The sequence below is a fragment of the Thermomonas sp. genome (assembly GCF_029945965.1).
Classification (GTDB): domain Bacteria; phylum Pseudomonadota; class Gammaproteobacteria; order Xanthomonadales; family Xanthomonadaceae; genus Thermomonas.
The window spans coordinates 1-22,664 of the sequence record NZ_JAQSDO010000003.1 but is presented as its reverse complement, the minus strand read 5'-3'; the positions used below and the strand labels follow the sequence as shown (position 1 = coordinate 22,664).

Below are 22,664 nucleotides of genomic sequence, written 5' to 3'. Positions count from 1 at the left end.
GGGACTCGCATGTTGCTGGATCAGGCGGCCAGGATCTTGTTCCATTCGGCCACGCGATCGGCCTTGGCGGCCAGCACTGCGTCGGCATCGCCTTCGATCTTGACCGAGGTGATTTCGTCGCCACCCTTCACCGCGTCTACCGCGTCCAGGCCGCTGATCACCTTGCCGAACACGGTGTGCTTGCCGTCGAGCCACGGCGTGGCCACGTGGGTGATGAAGAACTGGCTGCCGTTGGTATTGGGACCGGCATTGGCCATCGACAGCACGCCACGCTCGTGCTTCACGCCGTTAGTGGTTTCGTCCTCGAACTTGTAGCCAGGTCCACCGGTGCCGGTGCCCTGCGGGCAACCGCCCTGGACCATGAAGTCCGGGATCACGCGGTGGAATGACAGGCCGTCGTAAAAGCCGCGTTTGGCCAGATTTACGAAGTTGGCGACCGTCAGCGGCGCCTTGTCCGGGTACAGCTCGACGTTGATCGGGCCTCGGGGGGTCTCGAAGATGGCGTTCAGGGACATTTTGGCTCCTGCTGGAATGAGTCATACGGCGGGCGCCGCAGCCCGCTATAATAGCCGGCTTCCTTTCCCAGATAGCCGTGCTGGCTGAACCCGGCACGCATTACGCATGTCCATTGAACGCCTTCGCAATATCGCCATCGTCGCCCACGTCGACCACGGCAAGACCACTCTCGTCGACTGCCTGCTCAAGCAATCAGGTACTTTCAACGAGCGCATGATGCTTGCCGAACGGGTCATGGACAGCAATGACCAGGAAAAGGAACGTGGCATCACGATCCTGTCCAAGAACACCGCCATCACCTGGAACGGTAACCGCATTAATATCGTGGACACCCCGGGCCACGCTGACTTCGGTGGCGAGGTCGAGCGCGTGCTGTCGATGGTCGACTCGGTGCTGATCCTGGTCGACGCGATGGACGGGCCGATGCCGCAGACGCGCTTCGTGACGCAGAAGGCGTTCGCGATGGGCTTTAAACCAATCGTGGTCGTCAACAAGATCGACCGCCCGGGTGCACGCCCGGACTGGGTGATCGACCAGGTGTTTGACCTGTTCGACAAGCTCGGCGCGACCAATGAGCAGCTCGATTTCCCGATCGTCTACGCGTCTGCATTGCATGGCTATGCAAGCCTGGATGACGCTGCGCGCGAAGGCGACATGACCCCGCTGTACGAAGCGATCATGCAGTATGTGCCGGCGCCCAGCGTGGACCCGGACGGCCCGTTCCAGATGCGCATCAGCCAGCTGGACTACAACAACTTCGTAGGCCTGATCGGCGTTGGCCGCATCCAGCGCGGCAAGGTGCGCACCAACCAGGCGGTCAGCGTGATCGACCGCCACGGCAAGAAGCGCCAAGGCAAGGTGCTGCAGGTGCTCGGCTTCATGGGCCTGGAGCGCGTGGAAATCGAGGAAGCCGAAGCCGGCGACATTGTCGCCATCTCGGGCGTGGCCGACCTCAGCATCTCCGACACTATCTGTCAGCTGGATACCCCGGAAGCGCTGCCCGCGCTGACCGTGGACGAGCCGACGATCAGCATGACGTTCCAGGTCAATAACTCGCCGTTCGCCGGCAGCAAGGAACACAGCGGCGGCAAGTTCATCACCAGCCGCCAGATCCGCGAGCGCCTGGAGCGCGAGGTGCTGCACAACGTCGCGCTGAAGGTCGAAGAAGGCTCCGACCCGGACAAGTTCCTGGTCTCCGGCCGCGGCGAACTGCACCTGTCGGTGCTGATCGAGAACATGCGTCGCGAAGGCTTCGAGCTGGCGGTGTCGCGCCCGGAAGTGATCATCAAGGACATCGACGGCCAGCAAATGGAGCCGGTCGAGCAATTGGTGGTCGATATCGAGGAAATTCACCAAGGTGGCGTGATGGAGAAGCTGGGCGTGCGCAAGGGCCAGCTGAAGAACATGGAATCCGACGGCAAGGGTCGCGTGCGCCTGGACTACATGATCCCGGCGCGTGGCCTGATCGGCTTCCAGAACGAATTCCGCACCCTGACCCAAGGATCGGGCTTGCTGTTCCATGTGTTCGACCATTACGGCCCGAAGGAAACCGGCGCCATTGCCAAACGCCAGAACGGCGTGATGATCGCCAATGCGCCGGGCGCCACGCCGGCCTATTCGCTTGGCCCGCTGGAAGAGCGCGGAAAACTCTTTGCGGCCGAAGGCGACAACGTCTATGAAGGCCAGCTGGTCGGCATCCACTCCAAGGACAACGACCTGACCGTCAATGCGATCAAGACCAAGCCGTTGACCAACATGCGCGCTTCGGGCAAGGACGATGCGATCAAGCTGACCCCGGCGATCAAGTACACGCTGGAGCAGGCGCTGGATTTCATCGAGGACGATGAACTGGTCGAGGTCACGCCGAAGGAAATCCGCCTGCGCAAGAAGGCACTGACCGAGTCCGACCGCAAGCGCGCCTCGCGCGCCGCCTGAGGCCAGGCGCATCAACTCGATGCGCTTTTCGCACGCCAGTGAAGCATCGCTGGCATCATGGCCGCTGCTTCGGACTCCAGCAGCGGCATGAGCGAGCAACACGACAGCGAGCAGCACCCAAACGGGCCGCACTACAACCCGGATCCGCATGCGCATCCGGGCTTGCACCTGATTGCGCTGGTGGAAGGCGTCAAGGGCGTGCTGGCATTGCTTGCTGCCAGTGGACTTGAAATCATTGGTCCGGCACCTCTGCAACGCTGGGCGCACGCGCTAATCGCCCGCTTTCAGCTCGATCCAGACCACGGCGCCATGGCCTGGCTGGCGCAGTCCATCAATCCCGGCGTGGTGCACTTCGCGGCATTCGTGGTGCTGCTCTACGGCATCCTGCACATCGTCGAAGGCTGGGGCCTGTGGCGGGCCAAGGCCTGGGCATCATTCCTCGGCTGCATCACAGCCTCGCTGTACTTGCCCTTCGACATCTACGCGTTTGCCACGCATCGCCATTGGCTGGAAGCAGTGGTGGTGCTGATCAATGTGATCGTGGTCTGGGTGTTGGCACACGATCTGTTCGTGCGTCGCCGCTGAACTGACGCAACCACGCCGACTCGGACTGAGTTGGCGCGACTTGATCGATGTCGCCGAGTTGCCCTTGCCAACGGTAGCGGCGATGCTTGGCGGATTCCTCAAGGAGTTCGCGCCCATGCATCGCCTGTCGCTCACCATTTCGTTGCTGCTGCTCGCTGGCTGCCAAGCCACTTCGCAGTCTCCGTCACAGCAAGCGCCGTCGCAGGATGCTGCATCAAAGCCCGCATCAACCGCGGCAGCTCCGGCTTTCGCGTTCGAAGAAGCCGACGTCGCCTCGCTGCAGGCGAAGATGGCGGATGGCTCGCTGAGCAGCCGCGCGCTCACCCAAGCCTATCTGGATCGCATCGCGGCGATCGACGATGCCGGGCCGATGCTCAACGCTGTGATCGAAACCAATCCCGATGCATTGAAGGATGCCGACGCGCTGGATGCCGAGCGCAAGGCCGGTAAATTGCGCGGACCGCTGCACGGCATTCCGGTGCTGCTCAAGGATAATATCGATGCAATGCCGATGGTGAACTCGGCGGGTTCGCTGGCGCTCGCCAATCATCATCCGAAGACCGATGCCTTCCTGGTCCAGCGCCTGCGCGAAGCCGGCGCAGTGATTCTGGGCAAGACCAACCTCAGTGAATGGGCCAATTTCCGTTCAACCCGTTCAACTTCTGGCTGGAGCGGTCGCGGCGGGCAAACCAAGAGCCCTTATGCGCTGGATCGCAACCCCTGCGGTTCAAGCGCCGGCACCGGTACCGCGATCGCCGCCAACCTGGCTAGCGTCGGCATCGGCACCGAAACCGACGGCAGCATCATCTGCCCATCTGCGGTCGCGGGCCTGGTCGGGATCAAGCCGACCGTGGGCCTGGTCAGCCGTAGCGGGATCATCCCGATTTCGCATTCCCAGGACACCGCCGGACCGATGGCCCGCAACGTCGCCGATGCCGCGGCGCTGCTGACCGTGATTGCCGCAGCCGACCCGAATGATGCCGCTTCGGCGGAACGCACGACGCCCGACGCCATCGACTACACGACTCATCTCAAAGCGGATGCGCTCAAGGGCGCGCGGATCGGCGTGGTGCGCAAGCTGATGGGCTACCAGCCCGACGTGGACGCTTCGATGGAACGCGCTATTGCCGCGCTCAAGGCCGCTGGCGCCACCGTTGTCGATGCGGAGATTCCGACCGCAGGCAAGTGGGATGACGCCGAATACCAGGTCCTGCTGTACGAGTTCAAGGCCGACCTCGAGGCCTATCTCGTTGCCAGCGATGCACCGATCAAGACCCTTACCGGCCTGATCGAATTCAACAAGGCCAATGCCGCTACCGAAATGCCCTACTTCGGTCAGGAGATCTTCGAACAGGCAAATGCCAAGGGCCCGTTGACCGATGCCGCCTACATCGCTGCGCGTGACAAGGCACGCAAGCTGGCAGGCCCTGACGGGATCATGGCCGCGCTCAAGAAGCAGAACCTCGACGCGCTGGTGGCACCGTCGATGTCGCCTGCGTGGCCAACTGACCTTATCAATGCCGACCATTCCACCGGTAGCGGCTATGGCGCCGCTGCGGTTGCACGTACGCCCAGTATCACGATCCCGATGGGGGATAGCCACGGCCTGCCATTGGGCATCACCTTCATGGGCCCAGCCTGGAGCGAAGCGCGACTTGTGGAGCTGGGCTATGCGTTCGAGCAGGCGACCAAGGCGCGCAAGGCGCCGCACTTCCTGCCGACGGTCAGTTTCGAACCGAAGAAGTAATCAGTCATCGTCGATGACGATGCGGGCGATCCGTCCCGCATCGCCACTGAGCCAGCCAATATTGCCGTGCAGGTCGATGGCGTCGAATCCGACATCGCCCAGCGCATGCCAGCGATTGCCGTCCCACAGGTCGGTGCCGGACGGCCCGACCGCAATGCATGGCAGTGTGTCGCCCACGCAAGCCGCACCCGAGCGATAGCCACGTGGCGCGATGATCCGCTTGACGGTCTCGCCCGTGCCGATGGCGGCATTGCCCGGCATGGACTCGCCACGATAGTCACCGCCAACCGCAAACCAGCCCTTGGCCAACAGCGCGACGGAGAACACGCCGGCTTCCGACTTGCGCCGTGCCATGCCGGTGTCGACCGTCTGCCATTCCTGCTGACCATCGCGCAAAATGTGAACACGTGCCCTAGCGCCACCACTGGCAACGGCCAATGCGCCATGCAGGCGCGCGATGCAGGTGCCACTGGCGGCGAATGCCGCTTCGTCCGTTTCCGCTCGCGGGCCATTTGCCAGCTGTCGCCAGTCGCGACCGCCGTTGTCGGTGGCGAATAGCTGGTAGCGCCCATCAACCGGGTCGCCAAGCATCCAGCCACGCTCGCCCTCGAATGCCATGCAGTCGAAGAAACCGCGCGGATCCTGGTTTTGCAGCGCAAGTGTCCACGACCAGCCGCCATCTTCGGTGCGGTACACGCGCGAGGCTTCACCTGGCCCGATGCTGAGTACCACCGCGACCTCGGCGCTGAACGCCTCGACGTCGCGGAAATCCAGTGTCTCGGCGCCGTCCACATGCACCGCCTGCCACTGCGCGCCGCCATCGACAGTACGCAGCACCGTGCCTTTCTGACCACTGGCCCAGGCGATGCTTGAATCGACTGTTGAAATCCCACGAAGACGCACATCGACGCCACTTTCCTGCAGTTGCAGATTCGTACCCGCTTGCGCCGTGCAGACGCATGCGAGCAACACCAGTGTCAGGCTGGTCCGCAGCAAGGCGCCGATCATGCGCTGGCGATGTGGCCGCGTTTGCGCACGATCAGCATCGCGATTTCCAGCGCCTGCTCATAGTTCAGGCGCGGGTCGACGGTGGAGCGATATGCGCGTTCGAGGTCGCGCTCGGTCAATTCGCGCGCGCCGCCCAGGCATTCGGTCACGTCCTCGCCGGTCAGCTCCAGGTGCACGCCACCCAGGCGCGTTCCGGCAGCGGCATGCAGGTCGAATGACTGCTCAAGCTCGCCACGGATATTGTCGAAGCGACGCGTCTTGTAGCCGTTGCTGGTGGCTTCGGTATTGCCGTGCATCGGATCGCAGATCCACAGGACGCGGCGGCCATCGCGCTTGATCGCATCCAGCAACGGCGGCAGTTTGTTGGCCACATGCACAGCGCCCATCCGGTGGATGAAAGCCAGGCGGCCGGGCTCGTCATCGGGATTGAGCACATCAATCAGCCGCAACAGCTGGTCCGGATTGACTGACGGCCCGATCTTGATCGCGATTGGATTGCGGACACCACGGAAATATTCGACGTGTGCACCGTCTAGCGCAGCGGTGCGCATGCCGATCCACGGGTAGTGTGTACTGAGGTTGAACCAGCCGTGCTGGCGTGGCACCTGCCGGCTCTGCGCTTCTTCGTACGGCAGCAGCAACGCTTCGTGCGACGTATAGAAATCGACCCGATTGACGTTGTGCAATTGCGCGCCGGACAGCGTTTCCATGAAGCGCACCGCATCGCCAATCGCGCCAACCATGCGCTGGTATTCCTCTGCCAACTCGGCTTTTCCTACCCAGCCCAAGTCCCAATACTCCGGGTGGTGCAGGTCAGCGAAGCCGCCGTCGATCAACGAGCGCACGAAGTTCATGGTCATCGCCGAACGTGCGTGCGCCTTGATCATGCGCCGCGGATCCGGGATTCGCGCCTCGGCGGTGAACGCTGGTCCGTTGACCATGTCGCCGCGATAGCTCGGCAAGGTCACATCGCCAATCGTTTCCATGTCCGCCGAACGCGGCTTGGCGTACTGGCCTGCGAAGCGGCCGACGCGAACCACCGGCAACTTCAGCCCGTGTACCAGCACCACGCTCATCTGCAGCAGCACTTTCAGGCGATTGGAGATCACCGGTGAATTGCACTCGGCGAAGGTCTCCGCGCAGTCACCACCTTGCAGCAGGAAGCGCTTGCCGTCCTGTGCATCGGCCAGTTGCTGCTTGAGTGCGAGGATTTCCCACGACGTCACCAGTGGCGGCAGCGCGTGTAGTTCTTCCAGCACACCTTGAAGGGCTGCGGGATCCGGATAGGTCGGAAGTTGCAGCGCAGGCCGCGCGCGCCAGCTGTCAGGCGCCCAGGTTTCGGCGTCGGGAGTGAGGATGGCAGGCGCGTTCGGCATGGGGATAATCAGGGGGATGTTGCGTCGCATCATCGCGTCCGCACGCATCCACCGCAACCGTTACCGACGGAACAAATGGGTCTGCCTGCGCTTGAATCCGGCGTACAACGCCCAGAGCGCCAGACCGATGAACCACAGCAGACACCACATCGGCATGCTCAGGCCGAGGAATTTCCAGTCGATGGCGCTGCAATCACCATTCGCCATAAGTACCTGGCGCGCGGCGCCCAGCCAGCTCTGGCTTTCCACCATGAAGTTCAGCCCAGGTCCGCAGTTGGGCATTTCCGGCGGATAGAGTTGCACCCACGAATGTCGCCCCGCATAGCCCATCCCGACCGCCGCAGCAATGAATGCCAGTAACGACCACCACCGCCGTGCACCGGCACCACGCGGTGAATGCAGGCCACCGACCAGGAACACCAGGCCCAGCGCCGCGAATGCGATCCTCTGGAAAATGCAGAACGGACACGGCTGGATCTGCAACTGGAACTGCACGTACAGTGCGTACCCCAGCAATGCCGCACAGGCCACGAAACCCAGCAGGAACTGACTGCGGAACGACCAACGGAACGGGGACATGAGTGCTCCTGATTAGGCAATCGTTCGATTATCGTCTACCGCGCTCAAAAACCAAAAACCCCGGAAGTACCGGGGTTTTCGATATTGCGATGTCGCATGCGGTTACCGCAGGATTATTCGGCGGACACTTGCGGGCGATCGACCAGCTCGACGTACGCCATCGGCGCGTTGTCACCGGCGCGGAAGCCGCACTTGAGGATGCGCAGGTAGCCACCCGGGCGACTGACGTAGCGCGGGCCAAGGATGGTGAACAAGGTGCCCACCGCTTCCTTGTCGCGCAGGCGCGAGAACGCCAGGCGGCGGTTAGCCACGCCATCAACCTTGGCCAGGGTGATCAGCGGCTCGGCAACGCGACGCAGTTCCTTGGCTTTCGGCAGGGTGGTACGGATCAGTTCGTTCTTGATCAGCGAAGCCGCCATGTTCGAAAACATTGCGTGGCGGTGTGCGCTGGTGCGGCTGAATTTACGGCCGGATTTCCGGTGGCGCATGGCATTGATTCCTGATGAATGTTGGATCGATTGAAGTTCGCTGTCGCCATCCCGGCGTTGTGCTCATTAGTTTCGAGCAAGTGGACTGCGGTTGGTCCGAACCGGCCATCCTGGCCAGAATTGCCGCGGGTCTTTTGACCCGTCGGCTGTTTACGTGTTGCTGTAAGTACATTGTTTGAAGCTAAAGCAAGGGCGAAGGCCGCGGCTTAGCCGCGTTTGCTTGCCCTGCCCGGCGCAGCGTGCCGGGCGTTCGCAAGCGGCGCGCGGCATGCCGCGCAAACGCCGCTTGCTTACCCCATCATTCCGTGCGAGGCGATGCCGGCCGGCGGCCAGTTCTCGAGCTTCATGCCAAGTGACAGGCCACGCTGGGCCAGCACTTCCTTGATCTCGGTGAGCGACTTCTTGCCCAGGTTCGGGGTTTTCAGCAGCTCCACTTCGGTCTTCTGGATCAGATCGCCGATGTAATAGATGCTTTCCGCCTTCAGGCAGTTGGCCGAACGCACGGTCAGTTCCAGGTCGTCGATCGGGCGCAGCAGCACCGGATCCACACCGCTGGCGACTGGCTTGGCCGCACCGCGATCACGGTGGGTGAAGTCGCCGAACACCGACAGCTGGTCGCTGAGGATGTCGGCGGCGGTGCGCACGGCTTCCTCGGCGTCGATGGTGCCGTTAGTTTCGATGTCAAGCACCAGCTTGTCGAGGTCGGTACGCTGTTCGACGCGGGCGGATTCGACCGAATAGGCGACACGACGCACCGGGCTGAAGCTGGCATCCAGCATCAGGCGACCGATGGTGCGCGTCTCCTCGTCCGGGCGACGGCGCGCAGCAGCCGGCTGGTAGCCGAAGCCGCGGCTGATGGTCAGGCGCATGTTCAGCGCAACGTCCTTGGTCAAGCTGGCAATCACGTGGTCGGGGTTCAGCACCTCGACGTTGTGGCTGGTCTTGATGTCGGCAGCAGTGACAATGCCCGGACCCTGCTTCTTCAGCTCCAGGGTGTCGGTGTCGCCGCTGTGCATGCGCAGGGCAACGTCCTTCAGGTTCAACAGGACTTCGAGTACGTCCTCCTGCAGGCCTTCGACCGTGGTGTACTCATGCAGCACGCCGTCGATCTCGACTTCGGTGATCGCGAAGCCGGGGATCGAGGACAGCAGCACGCGGCGCAACGCGTTGCCGAGGGTATGACCGTAACCGCGCTCCAGCGGCTCAATCACGACCTTGGCGCGGTTCTCGGCGATACGCTCGATCTGCGGTCCGCGAGGACGCAGCACTTGGGTGGCGGTAACCGTCATTCGTGGTGTCTCCTGTGGCCTGCGCGTGGCGCAGGCCGGTGGCAATGGCTTACTTCGAGTACAACTCGACAATCAACGCTTCGTTGATGTCGCTGGGCAGGTCTGCACGATCCGGAACGGCCTTGAACACACCTGCGAACTTGCCGGCATCGACCTCGACCCATGACGGCGAGAGGTCCATCTGCTGCGAAACGGTCATCGATTCCTTGACCCGCATCTGGGTTGCAGCGCGCTCGGACAGGGCAATCGCGTCGCCCGCCTTGACCGCGAACGACGGCAGGTTCACCGACTTGCCATTCACGGTCACGCCGCGGTGGCTGACCAGCTGGCGAGCGGCCGGACGGGTGATTGCAAAACCCATGCGGTAGATAACGTTGTCCAGGCGGGTTTCCAGCATCTGCAGGAGGTTCTCGCCGGTGTTGCCTTTTTTGGTGGCGGCCTTCTTGTAGTAATTGCGGAACTGACGCTCAAGCAGGCCATAGATACGCTTGACCTTCTGCTTCTCGCGAAGCTGGGTGGCGTAGTCGGACAGCTTGCCGCGACGCACGTTGGCACCGTGCTGACCGGGCTTCTGCTCCAGCTTGCACTTGGAATCGAGCGCGCGCGCCGGCGATTTGAGGCCGAGATCGGCGCCTTCGCGACGGGCGAGCTTACATGTGGGACCAGTATAACGAGCCATTTTCTTATGCTCCCCGGCGTCAGACGCGACGCTTCTTCGGCGGACGGCATCCGTTGTGCGGGATGGGCGTCACGTCGATGATGTTGATGATCTTGTAGCCGACGTTGTTCAACGAACGCACGGCCGACTCACGCCCCGGGCCTGGACCCTTGATGCGCACTTCCAGCGACTTCACACCGTAATCGAGCGCAGCCTTGCCGGCCTTCTCGGCGGCGACCTGTGCGGCGAACGGGGTCGACTTGCGCGAACCGCGGAAACCCGCGCCGCCCGAAGTGGCCCACGACAGCGCATTGCCCTGACGATCGGTGATGGTGATGATGGTGTTGTTGAAGGACGCGTGCACGTGGGCAATGCCGTCGGTGACGATGCGCTTGATCTTCTTCTTGGTTTTAGCTGTAGATGATTTGGCCATGATTTATCCCTTACTTCCTGATGGCCTTGCGCGGACCCTTGCGGGTGCGTGCATTGGTACGGGTACGCTGGCCACGCAGTGGCAGGCCACGACGATGACGCAGGCCGCGATAGCAGGCCAGGTCCATCAAGCGCTTGATCGCCATGCCGACTTCTCGGCGCAGGTCACCTTCCACCACAATCTTGCCGATTTCGGCGCGCAAGCGCTCGACGTCGGGCTCGGACAGGTCGCGGATCTTCGTCGACGAATTAACGCCGGCTGATTCGCACACCTGCTTGGAACGGGTACGGCCGATGCCGTAGATGCTTTGCAGCCCAACCCAGACGTGTTTCTGGGCAGGCAGGTTGACACCCGCAATACGCGCCATTAGGCGATCTCCGATAACGAGGCAGCGGATTTTTGGCAATCCGGCGCAGTGAACATGAAATTATAGCGTGGTCTCGGGTTTTCAGGAAGCCCCCACCCATAACAGCGTGAAAGCCCGGCATGGGGAGTGTGCCCATGCTCCGGCGATGGCTCCGAACTGGCAGTACCTTGATCGCTTTCCCTAGGAAAAACTTTCGCGGCCTGCCCGCGCGCTACTCAAGCGCGCGGATCGGTTCGGTACCACCCGTGCGCGAGACTGCCGCCCGGGTCGCCCATGTTGCCGTGCCGGGGCTCAATGCCCGGCGCAGCGGTTGTTTCTGTTCTCCGGCGGGTCAAGACCCGCCTTGCTTCAGCGGCCTCGCGAGCCGCCTTTGAGATTGGCCTTCTTCAACAGGCTCTCGTACTGGTGCGACATCAAATGCGCCTGGATCTGCGCGATGAAGTCCATCACTACCACCACAACGATCAGCAGCGAAGTGCCGCCGAAGTAGAACGAAGTCTGCAGCTTGGTGCGCATGATTTCCGGCAACAGGCAGACCAGCACCAGGTACACCGCACCCGCCGCGGTCAACCGGGTCAGCACGCCATCGACATAGTCGGCGGTGGCCTTGCCTGGCCGGATCCCCGGGATCAGGGCACCGGACTTCTTCAGGTTGTCGGCGGTTTCCTGCGAGTTGAACACCAGCGCGGTATAGAAGAACGCGAAGCCAATAATCAGGCCCGCGTACAGAACCATATGCAGTGGCTCACCAGGGTTCAGCATCTGGCTGGCCTTCTGCAGCCAGTTGTTAGCCGTACTGCCAGACTGGCCGAACCAGGTGGACGCCGTGGCCGGAAACATGATGATCGACGAGGCGAAGATCGGCGGGATCACGCCAGACATGTTGAGCTTGAGCGGCAGGAACGAGCTCTGGTTCATGTACGCACTGCGGCCACCTTGGCGGCGGGCGTAATTGACCGTGATCCGGCGCTGTCCGCTTTCCATGAACACCACGAACCAGGTGAACAACATCACGATGGCCAGGATGAAGAACACTGTGATCCACTGCATGTCGCCGCTGTTGGCCTGCTGCAACGTATTGATCACGGCGCCAGGCAAGCCGGCAACAATGCCGGCGAAGATGATCAGCGAAACGCCATTGCCGATGCCGCGCTCGGTGATCTGCTCGCCCATCCACATCAGGAACATGGTGCCGGCGGTCAGTGAAATCACCGCGGTCATCACGAAGCCGGGGCCGGGGTTGTAGACCACAGGGATGCCATTGCTGGCGCCCTGGTGCTGCAATGCGATCGCGATACCAGCAGCCTGGAACACTGCAAGGAACACTGCGCCAACGCGCGAATACTGGGTGATCTTGCGACGCCCGGACTCGCCTTCCTTCTGCATCGCCTTCAGGCTGGGCAGGATCTGCACCATCAACTGCATCACGATAGATGCGGAGATGTACGGCACCACGTTCAGCGCGAGGATACTGAAGCGATGCAGGGCGCCACCGGAGAACATGTTGAACATGTCAACAATGGTGCCCTTCTGCGACTCCATCAGCTGCAACATCGCAGCCGGATTGACGCCCGGCACGGGAATGAAACAGCCGATCCGGTAGATGATCAGCGCACCCAGCACGAACAGCAGGCGCGAGCGCAGTTCAGTGAACTTGCCCGCACCGGCCAAGCCGGACAATGCAGCAGCGTTTCGCGACATGCCAGTCTTACTCCGCCAGGCTGCCGCCAGCAGCCTCGATGGCCGCCTTGGCACCTGCGGTGGCAGCGATGCCCTTCAGCGCGAACGCCTTGGTGACTTCGCCCCTGACCACGATCTTGGCGCGCTTGGCAATGCGAGGTACGAGCTTTGCAGCGCGCAAGGCAGCGAAATCGACGTCACCGGCCGGCAGCTTGTCCAGCTGGTACAACAACACTTCGGCAGTGTCATTGGACGACTTCGAATGGAAGCCGATCTTCGGCAACCGCTTGTACAAAGGCATCTGGCCGCCTTCGAAACCGGCCTTGATCTTGCCCTTGCCCGAACGTGCGAACGAACCCTTGTGACCGCGACCGCAAGTCTTGCCAAGGCCGGAACCGATGCCGCGACCGACGCGGCGTGCGTCCTGACGGGCGCCGTCGGCGGGCTTGAGTGTATTGAGCTTCATATCGATTACTCCTCGACCTTGACCAGGTAGTGCAGCTGGTTGATCAGGCCGCGTACCTGCGGGCTGTCCTTTAGCACACGGACACTGTTGAGCTTGCCCAGGCCCAGCGCCTTCACCGACAGGCGATGACGTGCTTGGGTACCGCGCAGGCCCTTGACCAGACGCACCGTGACGGTGCCATGGCTCTCTTTTGAGGCCGCCTTCGGGGCGGTGTCGTCCTTAGCCATGAGCCAGATCCTCCACCTTCTTGCCGCGCTTGGCCGCAATCTTGGCAGGCGAGTGCATCGACTCCAGGCCGCGGATCGTGGCACGCACCAGGTTGATCGGGTTACGTGAACCGACCGCCTTGGCCAGCACATTCTTCACGCCAACCGCTTCCAGCACGGCGCGCATCGCGCCACCGGCGATTACGCCGGTACCTTCGGAGGCTGGCTTCATGAACACGTTGGCGGCGCCGTGGCGAGCCTTCACCTGATGGAACAGGGTGCCGTTGTTCAGTTCGACGGAGCTCATTTTCTTGCGGGCGTATTCCATCGACTTCTGGATGGCCACCGGCACTTCGCGCGCCTTGCCATAACCGAAGCCGATCCTGCCGGCGCCGTCGCCCACCACCGTCAGTGCGGTGAAGGTGAACTGGCGGCCGCCCTTGACGGTCTTGCTGACGCGGTTGACCGCGATCAGCTTCTCGATCATGCCGTCATCGACTTCTTCGCGGTCGCGACGACCGCGGGATTCGCGTGGATCTGCCATTTCGATGTCTCTTCTTGATTAAGGATATTTGCGGCGTTGCCGCTTATGGTTGTTGGCTGGACCGGGTGTTTCGCCATGACCGGAACCGATCAAAGCGCCCGATGCACCTTGCATCGGCAAGCAGGCTTCGAGAAAGCAAGCCCAAGGCATGGGGATGAAACCCCACGCCTTCAATGTGAATCAGAACTGCAGGCCACCTTCACGGGCCGCATCGGCCAGCGCCTTGACGCGACCGTGATAACGGTAGCCAGAGCGGTCGAACGCGACCTTCAAATAACCAGCGGCCTTGGCGCGTTCGGCGATGATCTGGCCAACCTTGGCAGCAGCTTCGGCGTTCTTGCCGTTCTTCAGGCCGGCCATCACGTCGGCCTGCACGGTGGAGGCCGAAGCCAGCACCTTTGAGCCATCGGCGCTGAACAGCTGGGCGTATAGGTGCTGACCAGTGCGCAGCACCGACAGACGTGGCACGCCGAGGATACGGATGCGCGAGCGGGTGGACTTGGCGCGGCGCAGGCGGGCGATTTTCTTGAGCATGATCTTGGTCTCCGAAAGCTGAAGTGCCAGGGGCTGGTGAGCCTTTAGGCCTTCTTGGCTTCCTTGCGGATGATGATTTCGTCGGAATACTTCACGCCCTTGCCCTTGTATGGCTCTGGCGGACGGTACCCACGGATCTTGGCGGCCACTTCACCGACCTGTTGCTTGTCGGCACCGGCGACCAGGATCTCGGTCTGCGTCGGCGTGGTAATCGTGATGCCTTCCGGCGTCGCGTAAACCACCGGGTGCGAGAACCCTAGCGAAAGGTTCAGGTCCTTGCCCTGCATGGCGGCGCGATAGCCAACACCGACCAGCTCTAGCTTGCGCTCGAAGCCGGTGGACACACCATGCACCATGTTGGCGATGATCGCGCGCAGGGTGCCGGTCAGCGGCACCAGCGAAACATCGTTGGCCGACAGCAGTGCGTTGCCGTCTTCGATCTTGACTTCGATACCAGCCGGCTTGGCAATGGTCAGGGTGCCCTTCGGGCCCTTGACGCTGATCAGTTCCGGCTGAACGGTCAGGTCGACACCCTTGATGATGGCGACCGGCTTCTTGGCGACTCGGGACATTGTCGTTACTCCCTTAGGCCACGATGCACAGGACTTCACCACCGACGCCCTGCTGGCGTGCGTTGGTGTCGGTCATGATGCCGCGGGACGTGGAGATGATGGCGACGCCGAGGCCGTTCAGGACCTTGGGCAGCGCGTCCTTGCCGCGATACTGGCGCAGGCCCGAGCGCGACACGCGCTTCAGGGTCTCGATCACCGGCTTGCCTTCGTAGTACTTCAGGCCGATCTCGAGTTCGGCCTTGGCGCCGTTCTGGGTGATGCGCACGTCGCCAATGTAACCCTCGCTCTTGAGGACGTTGGCTATGGCGACCTTGGTCTTGGAAGACGGCATCTTTACCGTCGGCTTGCCCACAGCGGCCGCATTCTTGATGCGGACCAGCATGTCGGCGATTGGATCAGTCATGCTCATGGAAGTTTCCCTGATGAGTACCGATATCCGCGTAATGCGAATTCGAGTTGTAGTGATTGCGTTACCGCAATGTTTTGCTGCGTCGCAAGGCCCGCATCGCTGCGGGCCCTTCGGTTTGCCCCTTGCGGGGCGTCCTGCCAAACGGGCGGTAGCCGCCCACTATAGCAGAACTATTACCAAATTTTCTGGCTTACCAGCTTGCCTTGCGCAGGCCAGGCACGTCGCCGCGCATGGTCGCCTGGCGCAACGCGTTGCGGCCCAAGCCGAACTTGCTGTAAACGGCACGCGGGCGACCAGTAATTACACAGCGTGTGGTCTGGCGGCTCGGCGAGGAGTCACGCGGCAGCTTCTGCAGCTTGATCGCCGCATCCATCTTGTCCTCGTAGGATGCGTCCTGGCTGGAGATGATCTTCTTCAGCGCTTCGCGCTTGGGAGCGTACTTCTTGGCAAGCTTGATGCGCTTGAGATCACGGTTGATCATGGAAGTCTTGGCCATGTCTGTCCTCAGTTCCGGAACGGGAAGCGGAAGGCTTCGAGCAGGGCCTTGGCCTCGGCGTCGGTCTTCGCGGTGGTGGTGATGGCGATATCCATGCCGCGCATCGCATCGACAGCATCGAAGTCGATCTCGGGGAAGATAATCTGTTCCTTCACGCCCATGTTGTAGTTGCCACGACCGTCGAACGAACGACCCGACACGCCACGGAAGTCGCGCACGCGCGGCAGCGAGATGTTGATCAGGCGGTCCAGGAACTCGAACATCTTGGCGCGACGCAAGGTCACCTTGGCGCCGATCGGCCAACCGTCGCGGATCTTGAAGCTGGCCACCGAGACTTTCGACTTGGTGACGATCGGCTTCTGACCAGCGATCTTGGCCATGTCGGCCACCGCATTCTCGAGGATCTTCTTGTTGGTGGCCGCCTCGCCCACGCCCATGTTGAGCGTGATCTTGGTCAGCTTGGGGACTTCCATCACGTTGGTGTAGCCGAACTGCTTCATCAGCTTCGGCACAACCTCTTCTTTGTAGAACTTTTCAAGACGCGTGCTCATGATCAGATCGCCTCACCGTTGGAGCGGAACAAGCGGATGCGCTTTCCATTCTCCAGCACCTTGGTTGCAACGCGATCGCCCTTGCCCGTCGCCGGGTTGACAGGCATCACGTTGGAAATGTGGATCGACGCCTCGCGCTCGATCACGCCACCGGGCTGACCGGCTTGCGGATTCGGCTTGGTGTGTCGCTTGACAAGGTTCAGGTTGGAGACGAACACGCGCTCACCATCTACGCGCAGGACTTCGCCAGTCTGGCCCTTGATCTTCTTGTTGCCGGTGGTGACCACGACCTGGTCACCCTTCTTGATACGATTCATGTCTGTTCCCCTGCTCAGAGCACTTCAGGCGCGAGCGAGACGATCTTCATGAACTTCTCGGAGCGCAGCTCACGCGTCACCGGCCCGAAGATGCGGGTGCCGATCGGCTCATGCTTGTTGTTCAACAGCACCGCGGCGTTGCCGTCGAAGCGGATCAACGAACCATCGGCGCGGCGCACACCCTTGCGGGTGCGGACCACGACGGCGTCGTAGACGTCGCCCTTCTTGACCTTGCCGCGCGGGATCGCGTCTTTCACGGTCACCTTGATGATGTCGCCAATGTGTGCGTAGCGGCGCTTGGAGCCGCCCAGCACCTTGATGCACATCAGTTCCTTGGCGCCCGAGTTGTCGGCGGCATCGAGATAGCTCTGCATCTGGATCATGGCTGTCTCTGCTCCCTTACTCGGCTGCGCGGGCGAGGATCTCGACCACGCGCCAGTTCTTGGTTTTGGACATCGGCGCGCATTCGGCCACGCGGACGGTATCGCCCTCGTTGCACGAATTCTCGGCGTCGTGGGCATGCAGCTTGGTCGAGCGACGGATGTACTTGCCGTACAGCGCGTGCTTGACCTGACGCTCCACCAGCACCGTCACGGTCTTGTCCATCTTGTTGCTGACGACGCGGCCTTCGACCGTGTGCAGCTTCTTGGTAATTTCGGTCATCGCGGCAGCTCCTTACTTCTGCTGCCCGAGCAGCGTGTTGACGCGAGCAATCTCGCGACGCACGCGGCGGGCCTCGTGGGTCTTTGCTTGCTGGCCGGTGGCCTTCTGCATGCGCAGCGCGAAGCGCTCTTTCTGCAAATCGAGCAGATGGGCCTTGAGCTCGTCCGCCGACTTCTGACGTAATTGCTTGAGTTCCATCAGCGCACCGTCCGGGTCACGAAAGTGGTATTGACCGAGAGCTTGGCTGCGGCCAGGCGGAACGCCTCGCGCGCTGTCGTTTCATCGACACCCTCGATTTCATAGATCATGCGGCCGGGCTGGATCTCGGCGACCCAGTACTCGACGTTGCCCTTGCCGGAGCCCATGCGGACTTCGATCGGCTTCTTGGTGATCGGCTTGTCCGGGAACACGCGAATCCACATCTTGCCGCCACGCTTCACGTAACGACTGATGGAACGACGCGCGGCCTCGATCTGGCGCGCGGTCAGACGGCCGTGCGTCGTGGCCTTCAGGCCATACTCGCCGAAACTGACTGCATTGCCGCACCATGCCAGGCCGTCATTGCGACCCTTGTGCATCTTGCGGTATTTGGTTCGCTTGGGTTGCAACATGATTAATCCCTCGCTTCGCCACGATCGCGGCGCGGGCCACGCGGACGCTCGCGGTCGCCACGATCATTGCGATCGTTGCGCGGTGAGTCGTCCTGCTTGTCCTGTCCGACCTGGCTGAAATCGAAAATCTCGCCCTTGTAGACCCACACCTTGATCCCGATGATCCCGTAGGTGGTCTTTGCTTCGGCGAACCCGTAATCGATGTCCGCGCGCAGGGTATGCAACGGCACGCGGCCTTCGCGATACCACTCGGAACGCGCGATCTCGGCGCCGTTTAGGCGACCGGCGACATTGACCTTGATACCCAGTGCGCCCAGGCGCATCGCATTGCCGACCGCACGCTTCATTGCACGGCGGAACATGATGCGGCGCTCAAGCTGCTGCGCGATCGACTCGGCGACCAGCTGTGCATCGAGCTCGGGCTTGCGCACTTCGGTGACATTGATGTGGGCCGGAACGCCCATCACGTCCGACACTTCCTTGCGCAGCTTCTCGATGTCCTCGCCGCGCTTGCCAATCACCACGCCCGGACGGGCGGTGTGGATGGTCACGCGGGCATTGTTGGCCGGACGTTCGATCAGGATCTTGCTGATGCCGGCCTGGGCCAGCTTCTTGCGAAGCATCTCGCGAACCTTCAGGTCGGCTGCCAGGTAATCGGCGAAGTGCTTCTTGCCGGCGTACCACTTGGAATTCCAGTCCTTGGAAATGCCCAGGCGGATGCCGATCGGATTGACTTTATGACCCATATTACTTGCCCTCGCCGACGATGACGGTGATGTGGCTGGTGCGCTTGACGATGCGCGTGCCACGACCCTTCGCACGCGCCATGAAGCGCTTCAACGATGGACCTTCGTCGACCATGATGGTCTTGACCTTGAGCTCATCGACGTCGGCGCCGTTGTTGTTCTCGGCATTGGCGATTGCAGACTCCACGACCTTGCGGATCATGTGGGCGGCTTTCTTGTCCGAGAATTTCAACAGGTTGACGGCGCGTTCGGCCGACAACCCGCGGATCTGATCCGCGACCAGACGAACTTTCTGGGCGGAGATGCGCGCACTGCGCAGGATGGCTTTCGCTTCCATGGTCATCTCCTTACTTCCCGCTCTTCTTGTCGCCGCCATGACCCTTGAAGGTACGGGTCAGGGCGAACTCACCGAGTTTGTGGCCAACCATGTTCTCGTTGACCAGCACCGGGATGTGGTTGCGACCGTTGTGCACGGCGATGGTGAAGCCAATCATCTCCGGCAGGATCGTCGAGCGGCGCGACCAGGTCTTGATCGGCTTCTTGCTGTTTGGACTCGCGGCATCCACCTTCTTCTGAAGATGATGGTCGATGAACGGGCCTTTCTTGAGTGAACGTGCCATTGCCGATTAGCTCCTGCGATCGCGAACGATGAACTGCTGCGTGCGCTTGTTCTTGCGCGTCTTGTAACCCTTGGTCGGCACGCCCCACGGGGTGACCGGATGCGGGTTGCCCTGGCCAGCCTTCGCCTCGCCGCCACCATGCGGGTGGTCGACCGGGTTCATGGCAGCACCACGCACAGTCGGCCTGACGCCGCGCCAGCGCTTGGCGCCTGCCTTGCCCAGCTTCTCGAGGTTGTGCTCATCATTGCTGACTTCGCCGATGGTGGCACGGCACTCGGCCGGCACCTTGCGCATCTCGCCCGAACGCAGGCGGAGCATCGCGTAGACGCCCTCACGAGCGACCAGCTGGACGCCGGCGCCGGCGGCACGCGCGATCTGCGCACCCTTGCCCGGCTTCATCTCGATGCAATGCACGGTCGAGCCGACCGGGATGTTGCGCAGCGGCAAGGTGTTGCCTGCCTTGATCGGCGCATCACGGCCCGCGATCACCTGATCGCCGGCCTTCAGGCCCTTGGGCGCGATGATGTAGCGACGCTCGCCGTCTGCGTAGCAAAGCAGGGCAATGTGCGCGGTGCGGTTGGGATCGTATTCGATCCGTTCCACGCGCGCCGGGATGCCTTCCTTGTCGCGCTTGAAGTCGATCACGCGGTAATGCTGCTTGTGGCCACCACCGATGTGGCGGGTGGTGATGCGGCCGTGGTGATTACGACCACCGCTGTTGCTCTGCGGCTCAAGCAACGCCGCATGCGGCGCGCCCTTGTGCAGACCCGGCGTCACCACGCGGACCATCGAACGACGGCCGGGCGAGGTGGGTTTGAATGTCATCAATGCCATGGACTAGTTCCTCAGGCCGAGGCCGTCATCACGTCAATCGACTGGCCTTCGGCCAGCGTGACGTACGCCTTCTTCCAGTCATTACGGCGACCCTGGCGATTCTTGAAGGCTTTGGCTTTGCCCTTCACGTTCACCACGTTCACCGCTTTAACCTTGACCGAAAAGATCTGCTCAATCGCGGCCTTTACATCGGCCTTGGTTGCAGTCTTCGCGATATCGAAAACGTATTGGTTGGAGACTTCCTGCAGGCGCGCTGTCTTTTCAGACACACGCGGCGCACGAATCACTTCGTACAAATTGGCGGTGCTCATGCCAGCCACTCCTCGATTTTCTTGATCGCGTCGGCGGTCATCACCACGGTGTCGGCGCCAACCAACGCGACCGGATCCAGGCCCTGCACATCGCGGACCTGCACGTAGCGCAAGTTGCGGGCGGACAGGTACAGGTTCTCGGTGGCGTCCTCGGTGACGATCAGCGGACGCTGGCCGACGTTGAGGTCCTTGAGCTTGGCGATCATGCCGGTGGTCTTCGGCGAATCGAGCTCGAAGCCCTCGACCACCATGATCCGGCCCTGGCGATTCAGCTCGGACAGGATCGCAGCCATCGCCGCGCGGTACATCTTGCGGTTGACCTTCTGCGCGAAGCTGCGCGGCTTGGCCGCGAAGGTCACGCCGCCGCCGACGAAGATCGGGGCCGTCAATGCGCCGTGACGCGCGCCGCCGCCCTTCTGCTTCTTCGACTTCTTGGTGGTGCCTCTGACTTCCGAACGGGTCTTCTGCGCCTTGGTCCCGGCACGACCAGCGTTGCGGTAAGCCACCACGACCTGATGTACCAGGTCCTGGCTGAACTCGCGGCCGAACACTGCGTCGGAAACCGACAATGTATTGGCGCTACCGTTGATGTTGAGTTCCATGATCAGACTCCCTTGCTCGTCGGGCGCACGATCACATCGCCACCCGGCGCACCCGGCACGGCACCGCGCACGGCAATAAGACCGCGCTCGGCGTCAACCTTGACTACCAGCAGGTTCTGCGTGGTCTGGTTGACGTCGCCCATGTGGCCGGACATCTTTTTGCCCGGGAACACGCGACCCGGGGTCTGGCGCTGGCCGATGGAGCCCGGCGAACGGTGCGACAGCGAGTTGCCGTGGGTGGCATCGCCCATCTTGAAGTTCCAGCGCTTGATCGTGCCCTGGAAGCCCTTGCCCTTGGTCACGCCCTGGACGTCGACGATCTGGCCTTCACTGAAGATGTCGGCCTTGATCTCGCCGCCCACTTCATAGCCACCGATCTGATCGGCTTCCACGCGCAGTTCCCACAGGCCGCGACCCGCTTCCACTTTGGCCTTGGCCAGGTGGCCGGTGGCCGGCTTGTTCAATAGCGAGGCGCGCTTCACGCCCGCAGTCACCTGTACAGCAGAGTAGCCATCGGTCTCGACGGTCTTCACCTGGGTGATGCGGTTCGGGGTGGCCTCGATCAGGGTCACCGGGATGGACTTGCCGTCCTCGGTGAACATGCGGCTCATGCCGGCCTTGCGACCAACGATGCCGAGCGAATATTTCTTCGCGCTCATCTGTGTCGTCCTCAGGTCAGCTTGATCTGGACGTCGACGCCGGCAGCCAGTTCGAGCTTCATCAGCGCGTCCACGGTCTTGTCATTGGGGTCGACGATATCGAGCACGCGCTTGTGCGTGCGGGTTTCGTACTGGTCGCGCGCGTCTTTGTCGACGTGGGGCGAGGTCTGTACGGTGTAACGCTCGATCTTGGTCGGCAGCGGAATCGGGCCGCGCACTTGCGCGCCGGTCCGCTTGGCCGTCTCGACGATCTCGCTGGCCGAACGGTCGATCAGACGATGATCGAACGCCTTCAGCCGGATGCGAATCTTCTGGTCCGCCATGGGAGGAGTCCTTTGTATCTAAAGAGCGACAGGTGGACGGCTAGGTGCGCCACACCCCGTGGAAACAACGGTCTTGCAGTACCGCTTGGTGAAGAAAAGCGGCTGAAACAAAAAGCGGGCCGGTTGCCCGGTCCGCCAGATGGATTGCATGAACGCACGAGTGGCCCCGTCAATGTGTCCCGGAAATCTCCGGAACGGACGAGGCCCTGCCGCGCGACATCTCCATGTCTGGCGAATACGAGGTGCTTCCTGCACCTCTTTTCGCTATCCGCGAGCAATCCGAAATGACTTGCCGCTAGTGGTCTTGCATTCTAACGTCATGAAACCGCCCGATGCAAGCGCGATTTCAATTTTTCTCTAGATTCACCGGTATCCATGCCGGGAGCAGTGCACGTTCGGCATCCTGCCTCACCGATATTTGGCCAGAAGGACGCGCTGATGCGCGTCCTTCTATCTCAGCCGGCGCTCTTAATTTAAGAGCCTCACTTGATGATCTTGGCGACCACGCCGGCGCCGACGGTACGGCCACCTTCGCGGAT

At 62.0% G+C, this 22,664-nt stretch carries 35 protein-coding genes; 4 read left to right on the top strand and 31 right to left on the bottom strand.

What is annotated here, in order from left to right:
- Positions 1-20 precede the first annotated feature (20 nt).
- Positions 21-515: a peptidylprolyl isomerase gene (locus tag PSV05_RS00645; protein WP_300059961.1), complete on the bottom strand. Its 495-nt coding sequence runs from the start codon at positions 513-515 to the stop codon at positions 21-23.
- Positions 516-621: 106 nt separating this feature from the next.
- Here PSV05_RS00645 and typA point away from each other — a divergent pair, with 106 nt between their 5' ends.
- From typA to PSV05_RS00630, 3 genes are all read left to right on the top strand, one after another.
- A complete protein-coding gene (gene typA, locus PSV05_RS00640) occupies positions 622-2,451 on the top strand; it encodes a translational GTPase TypA (RefSeq protein ID WP_300059958.1) in 1,830 nt (609 codons plus the stop codon).
- Between the two features lie 87 nt (positions 2,452-2,538).
- On the top strand, positions 2,539-3,036 hold the full coding sequence (locus PSV05_RS00635) for a DUF2127 domain-containing protein (RefSeq protein ID WP_300060106.1): 498 nt from the start codon (positions 2,539-2,541) through the stop codon (positions 3,034-3,036).
- A gap of 115 nt (positions 3,037-3,151) precedes the next feature.
- Complete coding sequence (locus PSV05_RS00630; protein WP_300060104.1) at positions 3,152-4,783, top strand: amidase; 1,632 nt, start codon at positions 3,152-3,154, stop codon at positions 4,781-4,783.
- On the opposite strand, the gene PSV05_RS00625 is transcribed toward PSV05_RS00630, so the two are convergent.
- From PSV05_RS00625 to rpsJ, 30 genes are all read right to left on the bottom strand, one after another.
- Positions 4,784-5,779 (bottom strand): hypothetical protein, encoded by a 996-nt coding sequence (locus tag PSV05_RS00625; protein WP_300059955.1) that lies wholly within the window; start codon positions 5,777-5,779, stop codon positions 4,784-4,786.
- An 8-nt stretch (positions 5,780-5,787) separates the two neighbouring features.
- Positions 5,788-7,167: a 3-deoxy-7-phosphoheptulonate synthase class II gene (locus PSV05_RS00620; protein WP_300059952.1), complete on the bottom strand. Its 1,380-nt coding sequence runs from the start codon at positions 7,165-7,167 to the stop codon at positions 5,788-5,790.
- Between the two features lie 60 nt (positions 7,168-7,227).
- The gene (locus PSV05_RS00615) at positions 7,228-7,746 is read right to left on the bottom strand and encodes a disulfide bond formation protein B (RefSeq protein ID WP_300059950.1); all 519 of its coding nucleotides are present in this window, start codon (positions 7,744-7,746) and stop codon (positions 7,228-7,230) included.
- Positions 7,747-7,859: 113 nt separating this feature from the next.
- Positions 7,860-8,234 (bottom strand): 50S ribosomal protein L17, encoded by a 375-nt coding sequence (gene rplQ, locus PSV05_RS00610; protein ID WP_300059948.1) that lies wholly within the window; start codon positions 8,232-8,234, stop codon positions 7,860-7,862.
- Positions 8,235-8,524: 290 nt separating this feature from the next.
- The gene (rpoA, locus tag PSV05_RS00605; protein WP_300059945.1) at positions 8,525-9,523 is read right to left on the bottom strand and encodes a DNA-directed RNA polymerase subunit alpha; all 999 of its coding nucleotides are present in this window, start codon (positions 9,521-9,523) and stop codon (positions 8,525-8,527) included.
- Between the two features lie 49 nt (positions 9,524-9,572).
- Entirely contained in the window at positions 9,573-10,202 is a 630-nt protein-coding gene (gene rpsD, locus PSV05_RS00600; RefSeq protein ID WP_300059942.1) for a 30S ribosomal protein S4, read from the bottom strand.
- Positions 10,203-10,221: 19 nt separating this feature from the next.
- The gene (rpsK, locus tag PSV05_RS00595; RefSeq protein WP_300059939.1) at positions 10,222-10,614 is read right to left on the bottom strand and encodes a 30S ribosomal protein S11; all 393 of its coding nucleotides are present in this window, start codon (positions 10,612-10,614) and stop codon (positions 10,222-10,224) included.
- Between the two features lie 10 nt (positions 10,615-10,624).
- Complete coding sequence (gene rpsM / locus PSV05_RS00590) at positions 10,625-10,981, bottom strand: 30S ribosomal protein S13 (RefSeq protein ID WP_300059936.1); 357 nt, start codon at positions 10,979-10,981, stop codon at positions 10,625-10,627.
- Positions 10,982-11,329: 348 nt separating this feature from the next.
- Entirely contained in the window at positions 11,330-12,682 is a 1,353-nt protein-coding gene (gene secY / locus PSV05_RS00585) for a preprotein translocase subunit SecY (RefSeq protein ID WP_300059934.1), read from the bottom strand.
- A gap of 7 nt (positions 12,683-12,689) precedes the next feature.
- Positions 12,690-13,133, bottom strand: a complete 444-nt coding sequence (gene rplO / locus PSV05_RS00580) for a 50S ribosomal protein L15 (RefSeq protein WP_300060102.1) — start codon at positions 13,131-13,133, stop codon at positions 12,690-12,692.
- Positions 13,133-13,354 carry a 50S ribosomal protein L30 gene (gene rpmD, locus PSV05_RS00575; RefSeq protein WP_300059931.1) on the bottom strand — a complete coding sequence of 74 codons (222 nt, stop codon included), beginning with the start codon at positions 13,352-13,354 and terminating at the stop codon, positions 13,133-13,135. The genes rplO and rpmD overlap by 1 nt, the downstream gene beginning before the upstream one ends.
- On the bottom strand, positions 13,347-13,877 hold the full coding sequence (gene rpsE / locus PSV05_RS00570) for a 30S ribosomal protein S5 (RefSeq protein WP_300059928.1): 531 nt from the start codon (positions 13,875-13,877) through the stop codon (positions 13,347-13,349). The genes rpmD and rpsE overlap by 8 nt, the downstream gene beginning before the upstream one ends.
- A 180-nt stretch (positions 13,878-14,057) precedes the next feature.
- Positions 14,058-14,411: a 50S ribosomal protein L18 gene (rplR, locus tag PSV05_RS00565; RefSeq protein ID WP_300059925.1), complete on the bottom strand. Its 354-nt coding sequence runs from the start codon at positions 14,409-14,411 to the stop codon at positions 14,058-14,060.
- A gap of 44 nt (positions 14,412-14,455) precedes the next feature.
- Complete coding sequence (gene rplF, locus PSV05_RS00560) at positions 14,456-14,983, bottom strand: 50S ribosomal protein L6 (RefSeq protein WP_300059922.1); 528 nt, start codon at positions 14,981-14,983, stop codon at positions 14,456-14,458.
- Positions 14,984-14,996: 13 nt separating this feature from the next.
- The gene (gene rpsH, locus PSV05_RS00555) at positions 14,997-15,392 is read right to left on the bottom strand and encodes a 30S ribosomal protein S8 (protein WP_300059919.1); all 396 of its coding nucleotides are present in this window, start codon (positions 15,390-15,392) and stop codon (positions 14,997-14,999) included.
- Positions 15,393-15,582: 190 nt separating this feature from the next.
- The gene (rpsN, locus tag PSV05_RS00550) at positions 15,583-15,888 is read right to left on the bottom strand and encodes a 30S ribosomal protein S14 (protein WP_300059916.1); all 306 of its coding nucleotides are present in this window, start codon (positions 15,886-15,888) and stop codon (positions 15,583-15,585) included.
- 8 nt (positions 15,889-15,896) lie between these two features.
- Positions 15,897-16,439, bottom strand: a complete 543-nt coding sequence (rplE, locus tag PSV05_RS00545; RefSeq protein ID WP_300059913.1) for a 50S ribosomal protein L5 — start codon at positions 16,437-16,439, stop codon at positions 15,897-15,899.
- Between the two features lie 2 nt (positions 16,440-16,441).
- Positions 16,442-16,756 (bottom strand): 50S ribosomal protein L24, encoded by a 315-nt coding sequence (gene rplX / locus PSV05_RS00540; protein ID WP_300059910.1) that lies wholly within the window; start codon positions 16,754-16,756, stop codon positions 16,442-16,444.
- Between the two features lie 14 nt (positions 16,757-16,770).
- On the bottom strand, positions 16,771-17,139 hold the full coding sequence (rplN, locus tag PSV05_RS00535) for a 50S ribosomal protein L14 (protein ID WP_036167737.1): 369 nt from the start codon (positions 17,137-17,139) through the stop codon (positions 16,771-16,773).
- A gap of 16 nt (positions 17,140-17,155) precedes the next feature.
- Positions 17,156-17,419 (bottom strand): 30S ribosomal protein S17, encoded by a 264-nt coding sequence (gene rpsQ, locus PSV05_RS00530; RefSeq protein ID WP_300059900.1) that lies wholly within the window; start codon positions 17,417-17,419, stop codon positions 17,156-17,158.
- Positions 17,420-17,431: 12 nt separating this feature from the next.
- Positions 17,432-17,617, bottom strand: coding sequence for a 50S ribosomal protein L29 (gene rpmC / locus PSV05_RS00525; protein WP_300059897.1), 186 nt, complete (start codon positions 17,615-17,617; stop codon positions 17,432-17,434).
- Positions 17,617-18,030 (bottom strand): 50S ribosomal protein L16, encoded by a 414-nt coding sequence (gene rplP, locus PSV05_RS00520; protein WP_300059894.1) that lies wholly within the window; start codon positions 18,028-18,030, stop codon positions 17,617-17,619. The genes rpmC and rplP overlap by 1 nt, the downstream gene beginning before the upstream one ends.
- Positions 18,031-18,032: 2 nt before the next feature.
- Complete coding sequence (rpsC, locus tag PSV05_RS00515; RefSeq protein WP_300059891.1) at positions 18,033-18,776, bottom strand: 30S ribosomal protein S3; 744 nt, start codon at positions 18,774-18,776, stop codon at positions 18,033-18,035.
- Position 18,777: 1 nt separating this feature from the next.
- Positions 18,778-19,113 carry a 50S ribosomal protein L22 gene (rplV, locus tag PSV05_RS00510; protein ID WP_300059888.1) on the bottom strand — a complete coding sequence of 112 codons (336 nt, stop codon included), beginning with the start codon at positions 19,111-19,113 and terminating at the stop codon, positions 18,778-18,780.
- Positions 19,114-19,123: 10 nt separating this feature from the next.
- Complete coding sequence (rpsS, locus tag PSV05_RS00505; protein ID WP_300059886.1) at positions 19,124-19,396, bottom strand: 30S ribosomal protein S19; 273 nt, start codon at positions 19,394-19,396, stop codon at positions 19,124-19,126.
- A gap of 6 nt (positions 19,397-19,402) precedes the next feature.
- Positions 19,403-20,230, bottom strand: coding sequence for a 50S ribosomal protein L2 (rplB, locus tag PSV05_RS00500; RefSeq protein WP_300059883.1), 828 nt, complete (start codon positions 20,228-20,230; stop codon positions 19,403-19,405).
- Between the two features lie 11 nt (positions 20,231-20,241).
- A complete protein-coding gene (gene rplW, locus PSV05_RS00495) occupies positions 20,242-20,541 on the bottom strand; it encodes a 50S ribosomal protein L23 (RefSeq protein WP_300059880.1) in 300 nt (99 codons plus the stop codon).
- Positions 20,538-21,143 (bottom strand): 50S ribosomal protein L4, encoded by a 606-nt coding sequence (gene rplD / locus PSV05_RS00490; RefSeq protein ID WP_300059877.1) that lies wholly within the window; start codon positions 21,141-21,143, stop codon positions 20,538-20,540. The genes rplW and rplD overlap by 4 nt, the downstream gene beginning before the upstream one ends.
- Before the next feature lie 2 nt (positions 21,144-21,145).
- Positions 21,146-21,802, bottom strand: a complete 657-nt coding sequence (rplC, locus tag PSV05_RS00485) for a 50S ribosomal protein L3 (RefSeq protein WP_300059874.1) — start codon at positions 21,800-21,802, stop codon at positions 21,146-21,148.
- A gap of 11 nt (positions 21,803-21,813) precedes the next feature.
- Positions 21,814-22,125, bottom strand: a complete 312-nt coding sequence (gene rpsJ, locus PSV05_RS00480) for a 30S ribosomal protein S10 (protein WP_223626372.1) — start codon at positions 22,123-22,125, stop codon at positions 21,814-21,816.
- Between the two features lie 332 nt (positions 22,126-22,457).
- Here rpsJ and PSV05_RS00475 point away from each other — a divergent pair.
- On the top strand, positions 22,458-22,664 hold a 207-nt coding region (locus PSV05_RS00475), incomplete at its 3' end, for a hypothetical protein (protein WP_300059868.1).